Genomic DNA, 11,687 nt, shown 5'->3' with positions numbered 1-11,687 from the left:
TTATATTGAATTATATTATTTTGATTTAACACATCAGCTAAAGAAATAGCCTTTGCTATTTCAGCTACATAGCTTTTAGATATATTTGCATATTTAACAATTTCATTGAGACTATTTTTTCTAATTTCTTCTGCAAATTTAATGCCAAAATAATGAATATAAGTAACTTTATTTCCCTTAGGTGCATTTTCATACATATTTTTTAATTCTAAACCTAACTCTTTTGCAGTCGTTACTAATCCTTAATTAAAATTATTTCGATACTTAAAAATCAATTTTATAAGCTAAAATTATAAAACACAATTTAAATTTATAATTCTACCACTGCACAAAAGTTCTAGCTTTTCTTATATCGCTAAATTTCAAAGTAGTTTTTTCTTGAGTTTTTAGATTTTCTAAAGTGATATTTTCATCATCTATAGAGATGATTTTTGCTTCGATTTTTTCTTTTTCACTAGTTGTGATTTTTACGAGTTCATTAATGCTTTTTACAAAATGCTCAATTTTGCTAAGTTTTCTTTCAAGCCCACAGCTTGATACTTCTAAAAAATACTCCCCGCTCACAGGTGGCTCTACATCAAAAATAGGCGATAAAATCTCACTAAGCCTAGCACAATCATCAAGATTTACCCCACCTTCTTTTTGCACATAAACTCTATAAATTTTTTTACCATTTTCACTTACTAGCTCATCATCATAAAAGCTAAGCCCTGCTTCTTTACAAAGTGCTTCAAGATTCATTTTGTTCCTTTTTTATCTTTTCAAAAAGTGCATCCATGTGATTTTGATATTCTAATCTATCATCAAATTTAAAGTGAAAATTCGGACATCTATACCAACCTTGCTCACTCATACAATAATTTTGCAAAGCACGGGCGGCTTTTTTTAGTTGATTTAGTATTTTTTCTTGCTCTTGAGTGTTGAAAAACATCTTATCTAAATACACAAAAGCATCATATCTGCCTTTTTTACACTCTACATCCACTACGCACAAATTTTTTAAAGCTTCGTTGTCTAAATTTGCCAAAGCTTCAGGAATAAGCTCTTTTAAAATGCTTTCTGTGCGTAGCTTTTTGATTTCAGCTGGGTTCATAAGCTTACTTGTTCCTCAACTTCTTTGTAACTTTCTATATAATCTCCCACTCTCATATCATTGCAACCTTCTATGCCTACACCGCATTCATAGCCTTTTGCAACTTCTCTTACATCATCTTTAAAGCGTTTAAGTGAGCTTACATTACCTTCAAATACCACAACCCCATCTCTAATGAGCCTGATTTTCGCACCACGATTGATCGTGCCTTCTGTTACCATACAACCTGCGATTTGTCCTAATTTTGGCACATTAATCACTTGGCGAATTTCAGCTTGACCAAGTTGCTCTTCAGAGATGATAGGACTCATCATACCACCTAGCAAGGCTTTTACATCATCAAGCAAGTTATAAATAACATTATAAGTTTTTATCTCTACGCCTTTATCTTTAGCGCGTTCTTTGATCTCACCGGTTGGGCGTATATTAAAACCTAAAACGATAGAGTTTTCACTAGCACTTGCAAGCTCTATATCACTTTGAGTAATACCACCTACCCCACTATGGATGATATTAACCTTAATCTCATCGTTTTTAAGTTTTTCTAAACTAGCCTTAATCGCTTCAAGTGAACCTTGCACATCTGCTTTTAAGATTACAGGAAGGGCTTTTAAATTACCTTCTTTGATTTTAGCACCAAGCTCATCTATGCTTACTTTAGTGGATTTGCTTAGTTCTTTTTGGCGGTTGTATTCATGGCGTTTATTAGCGTATTCTCTTGCTTGCTTATCGCTTTCTACAGCTATTAGCGTTTCTCCTGCATCAGCTACTTCACTAAGACCTATAATCACCCCGCACTCGCCTGGGCCTATTTCTTTTAAAGCTTTGCCTTGATCATCACTCATAGCACGCACTTTACCATAAGCTTCCCCTGCTACAACAGTATTTCCCACTCTTAAAGTACCATTTTGCACGATGATAGTGGCCACAGGACCTCTACCTTTTTGCACTGAAGATTCTATAATACTTGCTTTAGCATGGGCTTTTGGATTTGCTTTAAGCTCTAAAATATCAGCCTGTAATAATACAATCTCAAGTAAATCCTCTACACCATCACCCTTTTTAGCTGAAACTGGCACAAACTCATGGCTTCCGCCCCATTCTACTGGCATGATTTCCATTTCAGCTAATTGAGTTTTTACCATATCTGGATTTGCATTTTCTTTATCCATTTTATTAATTGCTATGATTATAGGCACATTAGCTGCTTTTGCGTGATTGATCGCTTCTTTAGTTTGTGGTTTTACCCCATCATCTGCGGCTACTACGATAATAACAATATCCGTTATACTGGCACCTCTTGCACGCATAGCAGTAAATGCCTCATGGCCTGGAGTATCGATAAAAGTGATTTTTCTACCATTTTTTTCTACCATATATGCACCAACATGCTGAGTGATCCCACCCGCTTCACCACTTGCAATACGTGATTTTCTTATATAATCAAGCAAAGAAGTCTTACCATGATCCACATGCCCCATGATAGTGATAACCGGAGCTCTTTGGCTTAAATTTTCTTCTGTTTGATTTTCATCATAATCTTTTACATAATCAAACTCATCAGCTTCATCGATGATATTAATCTCCACTCCAAATTCAGCAGCAAGAATTTCTATAGCATCCTCATCTAAAAAGTCATTTTTAGTCGTCATCATACCAAGCATGAAAAGTTTAGAGATAACTTCTCCGGTGTTTTTACCAAGTTTTTCAGCAAATTCATACACACGAATTTCTTTAGGTATACTTACACTTGTGATCGCTTCGCTTTCTTTTTTTTCTACCTTTTTAGGTGGTTTTTTACGACTTCTTCTTTGTATACCACCCTCGCCAAATGGATTGATAGAATTATTTAAAGATTGCTTTAAGATATTTGGTTGTTTTTTATTTGCTGGTTGTGCTGGTTTATTTTCTTTTACACTAAAATCAGGTAAAACCACCATATCATCATCTTCTAAAGAAATATCAGCAAAGTCTTTATCTCCCAAAAGATCCATTTTAGTAGTGCTTTCTTTTTTGCTTGCTACAGGATGATTTTTCTTTTCTTTTTTCTTTCTTTTTAAATTCTCATCTGAATTTGAAAAAATCATACTAAGACTTAAACCTTGAGTAGTTTGTGTACTAAGTTTTTCTTCTTTGTTTATTTGAATTTCTTTGCTTTCTTCTTTTTTCTTTTTAACGATGACCAAGCCTCTTCTTTTGGCTAAATTTAAATTAGAACCTAGCTTTTCATCGAGTTTAATTTCTTCTTTTTTCTCTTCTAATACTTCATTTTTTATAGGATTTTCAGGTTGTTTTTCTTCTTTTTTTACTTCATCTTTTTTTTCACTCACTGCTTTAGCAGGGTTTTTACTTTCTTTTTTAGTAGTAGTTTTTTTCTCTTCTTTTTTTACTTCATCTTTTTTAGTAGTTTTTTTTGCCGTACTTTCTTTTTTAGGCTTGGCTACTTTTTTTACCACATCTAGTATTTCACCAGATTGAACATATTGATAAATCGCTTCTGCGATTTCAGAAGATACTTTTTTGTTAGGGGATTTGATATCTTCTAAGCCCATTTCATTGGCTTTTTCTATAATTTCTTTACTTGTATATCCTAACTCTTGAGCAATCTCGCTAATCTTTACATCTGCCATTAAAAAATATCTCCTTTAAATCCTGCTGATTTATATTACCATGAAAATTGCCTTTGCAAGCTCTCATAAAAGCCCTTTGCAATGTTTTTTCATCTTTATCAAAACATGAATTACAAATATACAAACTCCTGCCAAATTCCACTTTAGTGATAATTTGAGAATTTTTTATTTGGAATTGATGCAAACTTTGCTTTTCATAACGGCCTTTGCAAACAATGCACATTCTAATGGGTATATGATTTTTCAAAATTATATCTTTTTTTTGGAATTTTTAGCAAATTTTAAAGCCCTCATCATCAAATTCTAAAAGCTCGACTCTAAATTTAGCAAATTTATTTTTGATTTTTTCTTTGATTTTTTTAGCATCATCTTTATAAGCAAGAGTAAAAAAACTCGAACCTGAGCCTGAAAGTGTACTCATAAAAGCATTATTATCTAAAGCTAGCTTTTGCACCTCAAAAAGCTCGGGCAAAAGCTTCATTCTTTGATTTTGATGAAGTTTATCTAAACTTGCATATTTTAATAAATCATATTTTTTCTCTAAAAAACAAGCAGTTAAAAATGAAGCATGACAAAGATTAAAAACACCATCTTCTAGGTTGATTTTTTTAGCTAAAACTGCTCTTGATTTTTGAGTATTCATCGCTACATTTGGTATGGTTATAACAGCTTGTAAGTCTTTATCCACTTCTTTTTTTATAGCTAGAACTTTTTCATTATGAGTTAATGCACATACAAAACCCCCAAGTGCTGCTGGGGCTATGTTATCTGGATGGTTTTCATATTTTAAAGCTTCATTTAAAATGGTATTTTTATCCGCTTTAAACCCACTTAATTCATAAGCACAAGCAATGGCTCCAATTATGACAGCAGAAGAGCTTCCCATGCCTCTAGCTAAAGGGATATTATTTTGAAAAACAAAGCGGAAATTATCTTTTTTACCACTAAGTCTTTGATAAATTTCATAAAAAATATTAACAAAACTATTATTTTTTTTAAGATAGATATTATTTTCACCTTCTCCATGTATGCTAATGCTAAAAAATTTAGATTTTTCAACTACGGTTTGATTAAAATATTTTAAACTCAAACCCAAACAATCAAAACCAGGACCTAAATTTGCACTTGTTGCAGGAACTAAAATCTTCATTTTTTACCTTAATTAATCGCATCTAAAACATAAAAAGGTGTATTTTCTTGACTGAAATTTAAACCTTTTAAACTTTGGGGCATAAAAAAACTTCCAGCTTGTGTCTTTTCTAAGACAATCTCATCATCATCTTTTTTTACAAAACACAAATGCTTATTAGCAGCTATAGGAGTGTTATTATTTAGCTCAAAAGCACTAATAGCTTTTAAGGGTATATTTTTAACTATAGCTAGGGTTTTAAAAGAAACATAAGAAATCTTTATGCCCATGTAAGAGCCTGGTCCATGCGCATAAATAAGCTTTTCAAGCTCATATTGTAAAAGTAAATCTTGCAATATTTTTGGCAAAACCTCACTAACTTTTAAATCACTCTCAATGGTTTTTATCAATACATCATTTTCATAAATACCAAGCATCAAAGGTTTTGCTATGGCATTTAAAAGCAAAGTAACCTTTTTTATGCAAAAACCTTTTCATAAACTTTATATGTACTTTTTTCTAAACTTACCACTTCATACGCACTAGGATCTTTTAAAAGTTCTTTGGTTAAAAGATGATTAAGCTTGTGCGAACCTGCATAAGAAGTATAATCTCCAAAAACTCTACATCCAAGCAAGGTTAAATCCCCGATAGCATCTAAAATTTTATGGCGTACAAATTCATCTTTGAAACGCAAACCTTCAGGATTTAAAATACGATTATCATCAATCACAACAGCGTTTTCTAAGCTTCCACCAAGACCTAAATTCATAGCTCTTAAAGCTTGAACATCCTTTAAAAAGCCAAAGGTTCTTGCTCTTGCTATTTGCTCTATGTAGTTTTGCTTGCTAAATTCAAAACAATAATTTTGCTTACCTATAATAGGATTATCAAATTCGATTGTATAGTTTATAATAGGCATATCCGTAGGGCTTAAACGTACAAATTTATTACCTTCTTTTACTTCTACACTTTTTTTAATCACTAAAATTTTTTTAGCCACATCAAGCTCTTTTATACCTGCTTCTTCAAGCATCATACAAAAGCCTATGCTACTACCATCCATTACAGGAGCTTCATTAGCATCTAAAACTATACGCACATTGTCAATACCATAAGCATTAATCGCACTCATTAAATGCTCTATTGTGGAAACATAACCCCTATGATCGCCTATTACAGTAGCCATTTGTGTATCGATGACATTTTCAGGTTTTGCCTCATAAGAAATTCCTAAATCGCTTCTGTAAAACACTATGCCGCTACCAGCTTCTAATGGCTCTAATTTTATACTAATAGGCTCGCCCTTATGCAAACCTATGCCAATACCTTTAACTTCTTTTGCTATTGTTGTTTGATTCATTTTTATTCACTCAAAATTCTTTTTTTGCTTGACTCTAATATATTATAGATATTTTCTTTTATCCATTTTGCATCTTGCCATTGCTCAGGACGCACTTCAACCCCTTGCACTAAAACACCAAAATGCACATGATCTCCAAGTGCTAAGCCTGTAGTACCTGTAGTACCTATAACATCGCCTGCTTTTACCCTATCGCCTACATTCATATCTGAATTAGTACAGTGTCCATAAAGAGTGTAAATCCCAAAACCATGATAGATTATAACATTTAATCCATAAATTCCATTTTCTTGCACAAATACCACTTCACCATCGTTATTACTAATGATAGGTGCTTCTTTTATGCTTGCTAAATCAAGCCCCATATGATAAGAGCTACTAAATGCTTGATTATTATAAGAATAAAATCTATGATCAGCATAATCAGCTACTTTTTGGCCATTTTTTAAAGGCTTGAAAAGATTAACTTTAAAATTATTAATCATAGTATCAGGAACTTTACTTGTAATATCATGAATGATAACTTCATTAGAAGCTCTTAAATCTTCATTAACAAATTTAAATTTTTCAAGCCTGCTTAATTCTCTATCTTTTGGAGCATATTTTTGTGCTAAAAATTCAATCTTGCCATCTAAAAATCTATCACTTACTTTTATATTTGATACACGGTATTTTTTATTAGTAAAATAATATCTAATTCTTTGTTTGTTTACATTACCTGCTTTATCTACTGCCACTACATAAGCTCTAAAATGCTCATCAGTTGCCTCCCAAGGAATTAAAGCAGCATAATACCCTTCTTTCACATAAGGAGTTGCTTTAAAAATTTTATCTTTATCGGTTGTGATATAAACTTCTTGTAAATTCTCATCATTTGCTTTAAATACCACACTACCTACTCCACCTTGCTCGATTTGGTAAGAATTATCTAAAATTTCTACAAATGGATTTTTGGTATCAATGATAACTTTTACTTCTTTAAGCGCTTGATTTCCTAAAAAGAAATTCCAAAAACTACTATCACTTGCTTCTATTACAAGTTTATACGAATCGACTTTTTCTTTATAAGCTGGTTTTGGTAATTTTAAATCAAAATGAATGCTTTTTTGATTGCCCTTAACATGCTCATTAACAAGCATTTCTCCATTTAATTCATTTGCTTTAAATAGCGTGACTTTAACATCTTTTAAAACACTTTCATCGCTTATTTCTATAGATATAGGGTCTGTTAGATTACTATAAATTACATCTGATTTTGTTTGAATCAACGGAGGATTTTTTTCAAACAGCTTTGTATTTAAAACAAACACCACAAAGGCTAAAAGTATTAAAAAAACTACAAAAATCCACTTTTTATTTGATCTTTTACGCGCAAAAACCATATTTCCACTTTCAATCTATATTTTTAAAAATATATTATTCTTTAGCAAATTAAGAGTAAATTATAAAAAGTTTTATAAAATTTCTCTTAGTTTATTTGCACTTTTAATCCAAGTCTCAAGCTCATTTACATCACATTTTTCTATCATTTTTTTACATTCTTGTAATTCTTTTTGAAATAAATCAATAGAATTTAATAAATTTTGTTTATTTTGCTCAAAAATACCACTCCACATTTGAGGGTTTGACTTAGCAATCCTACACATATCTTTAAAAGAAGGTCCACCTAAGTGAGCTATATTTTTTTTATTTTCTTCTTTCATCACAAAATTTGCCAAAGAAAAACTAATCACATGTGGTAAATGTGAAATAATAGAAGCATGATGATCATGCGAAATACTATCCATAAACACAAGCTTCATTCCTAAATCTGAAAAAATTTCTATAGCTCTTTTTTGATGGATATGGTCAGCATTTTGCACATCACACAAAACACAAACTGCATTTTTATATAAATCTTTTATAGCTGCATTTGGACCACTATTTTCAGTTCCTGCCATAGGATGGGCTGCGATAAATTGACTTTGCAAATAAGAAGGTAAATTTTTAATAATTTCTTCTTTTGTACTTCCAAGCTCAATGATAGTGCAATCTTTAGAAATGCCTTGAAATTCTTTTAAGATTTTTACAATAGCTCTTACAGGAATAGCCAAAAAAATCACATCACATTTTTTTAACTCTTCAAATGTAACAATTTTATCTATTAATTTTCGCTCTAGTGCAATTTGTTCAAATTCTTTGTTTATATCATATCCACAAACTAAATCTATTAATTTATTCTCTCTTAAGCTAAGACCTAAAGATCCACCTATTAAGCCAAGTCCGATTATACCTACTTTCATAATTTTTCCTTAAAAAGCATTAGTTAAAAATATTTTGGTATTATAACGATTTTGTATATAAAAATTTAGGTAGATTTGATGAAAAAATGGTTTGTTTTCTTTGCACTCTCAAGTTCTTTATGTGCAGCTACGATTAAAGATATAAAATTTGAAGGCTTATCGCAACTTTCTAAAGAAAGTGCTATTGCGATTTCTAAATTAAAAATAGGACAAAAAATTGATCCTGCTAGTATAGATACAGCGATTAAAAATCTTTTTGATAGAAATTATTTTAAAGACATAGTAGTAGAAGAAAAAAATGGAGTGCTAATTTTTAAAGTAGTAGAAAAACCTTCCATTGGAAAAATAGATATTCAAGGTATAGCAAGTAATGATAGAAAACAAATAGAAAGCCTTGTTGGCTTAAAACCTGGAATTTTATATGATGAAAATTCAGCTAAAGAAGCTGCTGAAAAAATCAAGCTTTTTTATCAAGCCAAAGGTTTTTATGATACTGTTGTAGAAATCAAAGATGAAAAATTAAGCAATTCAAGTTCATTAAAACTTACCTTTGTTGTAAATCGTGGGGAAAATATCATCATAGAAAAAGTGCATTTAAGTGGTGCAAAAAATTTAAGTTATTCAGATATTGAGCCTGCGGTGGCAAATAAACAAAGAGAAGCCCTAGGCTGGATGTGGGGTTTTAATGATGGTAAGCTTAAAATCTTTGATTTAGCAAATGATAGCTCAAGAATTTCAGATGTATATTTAAAAGAAGGTTATCTTGATGTAAGCGTATCTCCTGCTTTTTTAAATACTTACACAGATACTTATCAAGCTGATTTGACTTATTTTATCAATGAAGGCGAAGTTTATAAGGTCAAAGGAATTAAAATTTTTAATCCAATTTTTAGTGATGAAGAAAATGAAGCTTTGGCAAATGATTTAAAATTGAGTGTTGGAAAAATAGTCAATATAGAAAAACTAAGAGAAGATATAAAGACTATAGAAACTAAAACAGCTGATTTGGGCTATGCTTTTGTACAAGTTATACCTGATATACAAAAAGATAAAGAAAATCATGAAGCTATGATTATTTTTAAAGTCATACCTAATGAAAAAGTATATATAAGAGATGTCATCATCTCAGGTAATACCAAAACAGTTGATAGAGTTGTTCGTAGAGAGCTTTATTTAACTGAAGGCAATCTTTATAATAGAACTGATTTAATAGACTCAAGAAATGCTCTAAGAAGAACTGCATATTTTGAAAATGTAGATATTAAAGAACAAAGAGTAGATGATACGCATATTGATTTGATAGTAGAAGTCAAGGAAGCTTCAACTGGAGCCATTTCAGGTGGTATTGGTTATGGAACTAGTGATGGAATTTTACTTAGCGCTTCATTATCTGATGCAAATATCTTAGGTTCTGGTATGAAAGGAAGTGTGAGTATAGACAAAGGCGATGATACACTTTCTGGTAGAGTATCTTTAAGAAATCCTAGAGTAAATGATAGTGATTATTCTCTTGGAGGAACATTATATTCAGATCGTTTAGAATGGGATAGCTATGATGAGAGAAACTATGGTTTTGATATAAGCGTAGGAAAAACACTAGGTAGATATACTAGCATAGATTTAACCTATAATCTTGAGCAAAGCGATATTTATCATTTGAGTGATCGCTTAATCGCTCAAGGATATAAGCTTGGAAAAACCTATAAAAGTTCTATTACCCCTTCGATAGTGTTTAATAACACAGATGATTATTATCTACCAAGATCAGGTTTTATCGCCTCAACTTCGCTTGAATATGCAGGTTTAGGAGGAGATCAAGAATTTATAAGCTCTACTACTAAATTTAATTATTATCAAGGCTTAGAAGAATTTATAGGTTGGGATTTGATTTATCGTTACAAAGCAAGTTTTTATAAGGTATGGGATCAAGGTTATTTACCTATCAATGAAAAATTATATCTTGGTGGTATAGGAACTATTAGAGGTTTTGATAGAAGAAGCGTTAGCCCTAAAAACGATTGGGGTGATGAGACAGGTGGTACAGTGGCTTTTGCAAATTCTGTAGAACTTAGCTTTCCAATCTTTGATAGAATCAAACTTAGAGGTAGTGTGTTTTTTGACTATGGTGCTATAGGAGAGAGTTCTTTAAGTCAAATTCAAAGATGGAGTACAGGTGTTGGTTTTGAGTGGCTAACCCCGCTAGGTGCTTTAAATTTGGTTTTTGCTAAACCATTTAATACTAATTCAAAAGATGATTTGAGTAAATTTGAGTTTATGTTGGGTGCAAGATTTTAAAAGCAATAAAATCTTGCTATAATTTCAAAATTTTATTTTAGGTAGAGATAATGAATTTTTTAGATATTTTTTCTAGTATAAGACGCAAGCAAGCCGCTCCAAGCGAAGCTCCAAATCACTGGGTAAAATGTAATTCTTGTCATGCGTTGATGTATTATAAAGAAATAGAAACTTGTTATAATGTTTGTCCTAAATGTAATTTTCATATGAGATTAAACCCTCTAAAACGCATTGAATTACTTAGCGATGAAGGCTCTTTTGTGGAAATGGATAAAGACTTACATGCAATCGATCCACTTAAATTTGTAGATAGTAAATCATATAAAAAAAGATTAGCAGAAAATGAAGAAAAAACAGGTAGAAAAAGCGCCATAATAAGCGGAGAATGTACTATAGATGGAATAAAAACTCAACTTGTTGTTTTTGATTTTTCTTTTATGGGCGGAAGTTTAGGCTCAGTAGAAGGTGAAAAAATTCTTAGAGCTATTGAAAGAGCTATTGAGAAAAAAACCCCTGTTGTTATAGTGAGTGCAAGTGGTGGAGCTAGAATGCAAGAAAGCACTTATTCTTTAATGCAAATGAGCAAAACAAGTGCAGCATTAAAACTATTAGCAGAAGAAAAACTTCCTTATATTTCAGTTTTAACTGATCCAACCATGGGTGGTGTAAGTGCGTCTTTTGCTTGGCTTGGAGATATCATCATGGCTGAACCTGGTGCCCTAGTAGGCTTTGCAGGAGCTAGGGTAATTAAACAAACCATAGGAGCTGATTTGCCAGAAGGCTTTCAAAAGGCCGAATTTTTACTTGAACATGGATTAATCGATGCAATTGTAGAAAGAAGTGAACATAAAAAATTTATAGCAGACTTTTTAAGATTTTTTTCTAAAAACTAAAA

The 11,687-nt window shown here is 31.5% G+C and carries 11 protein-coding genes and 1 pseudogene; 2 read left to right on the top strand and 10 right to left on the bottom strand.

Annotated elements, in window-relative coordinates:
• Positions 1 to 35: 35 nt before the first annotated feature.
• From CLLT_RS08040 to CLLT_RS01085, 10 genes and pseudogenes are all read right to left on the bottom strand, one after another.
• Positions 36 to 218: pseudogene (locus tag CLLT_RS08040) on the bottom strand (HTH-like domain-containing protein); the annotation flags it as partial.
• Between the two features lie 100 nt (positions 219 to 318).
• The gene (rimP, locus tag CLLT_RS01125) at positions 319 to 741 is read right to left on the bottom strand and encodes a ribosome maturation factor RimP (protein ID WP_074692515.1); all 423 of its coding nucleotides are present in this window, start codon (positions 739 to 741) and stop codon (positions 319 to 321) included.
• A complete protein-coding gene (gene rbfA / locus CLLT_RS01120) occupies positions 731 to 1,093 on the bottom strand; it encodes a 30S ribosome-binding factor RbfA (protein ID WP_070256259.1) in 363 nt (120 codons plus the stop codon). Before rbfA ends, rimP begins: the two co-directional genes overlap by 11 nt.
• A complete protein-coding gene (gene infB / locus CLLT_RS01115) occupies positions 1,090 to 3,723 on the bottom strand; it encodes a translation initiation factor IF-2 (protein ID WP_074692517.1) in 2,634 nt (877 codons plus the stop codon). The genes rbfA and infB overlap by 4 nt, the downstream gene beginning before the upstream one ends.
• Positions 3,704 to 3,946 (bottom strand): YlxR family protein, encoded by a 243-nt coding sequence (locus CLLT_RS07985; protein WP_069099694.1) that lies wholly within the window; start codon positions 3,944 to 3,946, stop codon positions 3,704 to 3,706. Before CLLT_RS07985 ends, infB begins: the two co-directional genes overlap by 20 nt.
• A gap of 48 nt (positions 3,947 to 3,994) precedes the next feature.
• Entirely contained in the window at positions 3,995 to 4,873 is an 879-nt protein-coding gene (gene thrB, locus CLLT_RS01105) for a homoserine kinase (protein ID WP_070256265.1), read from the bottom strand.
• An 8-nt stretch (positions 4,874 to 4,881) separates the two neighbouring features.
• A complete protein-coding gene (locus CLLT_RS01100; protein ID WP_041570321.1) occupies positions 4,882 to 5,289 on the bottom strand; it encodes a glycoprotease in 408 nt (135 codons plus the stop codon).
• Positions 5,290 to 5,330: 41 nt separating this feature from the next.
• On the bottom strand, positions 5,331 to 6,215 hold the full coding sequence (lpxC, locus tag CLLT_RS01095) for a UDP-3-O-acyl-N-acetylglucosamine deacetylase (protein ID WP_012660965.1): 885 nt from the start codon (positions 6,213 to 6,215) through the stop codon (positions 5,331 to 5,333).
• Between the two features lie 2 nt (positions 6,216 to 6,217).
• Positions 6,218 to 7,597, bottom strand: a complete 1,380-nt coding sequence (gene pgp6 / locus CLLT_RS01090) for a peptidoglycan metallopeptidase Pgp6 (protein ID WP_074692518.1) — start codon at positions 7,595 to 7,597, stop codon at positions 6,218 to 6,220.
• 72 nt (positions 7,598 to 7,669) lie between these two features.
• Positions 7,670 to 8,497 carry a prephenate dehydrogenase gene (locus tag CLLT_RS01085; protein WP_012660963.1) on the bottom strand — a complete coding sequence of 276 codons (828 nt, stop codon included), beginning with the start codon at positions 8,495 to 8,497 and terminating at the stop codon, positions 7,670 to 7,672.
• A 78-nt stretch (positions 8,498 to 8,575) separates the two neighbouring features.
• Here CLLT_RS01085 and bamA point away from each other — a divergent pair, with 78 nt between their 5' ends.
• On the top strand, positions 8,576 to 10,792 hold the full coding sequence (bamA, locus tag CLLT_RS01080; protein WP_074692520.1) for an outer membrane protein assembly factor BamA: 2,217 nt from the start codon (positions 8,576 to 8,578) through the stop codon (positions 10,790 to 10,792).
• Between the two features lie 50 nt (positions 10,793 to 10,842).
• Entirely contained in the window at positions 10,843 to 11,685 is an 843-nt protein-coding gene (gene accD / locus CLLT_RS01075; protein ID WP_012660961.1) for an acetyl-CoA carboxylase, carboxyltransferase subunit beta, read from the top strand.
• Positions 11,686 to 11,687 lie beyond the last annotated feature (2 nt).

Source organism: Campylobacter lari subsp. lari (assembly GCF_013372185.1).
In the GTDB taxonomy this organism is placed as follows: Bacteria; Campylobacterota; Campylobacteria; order Campylobacterales; family Campylobacteraceae; genus Campylobacter_D; species Campylobacter_D lari.
This window is presented reverse-complemented; position numbering and strand designations above follow the sequence as displayed.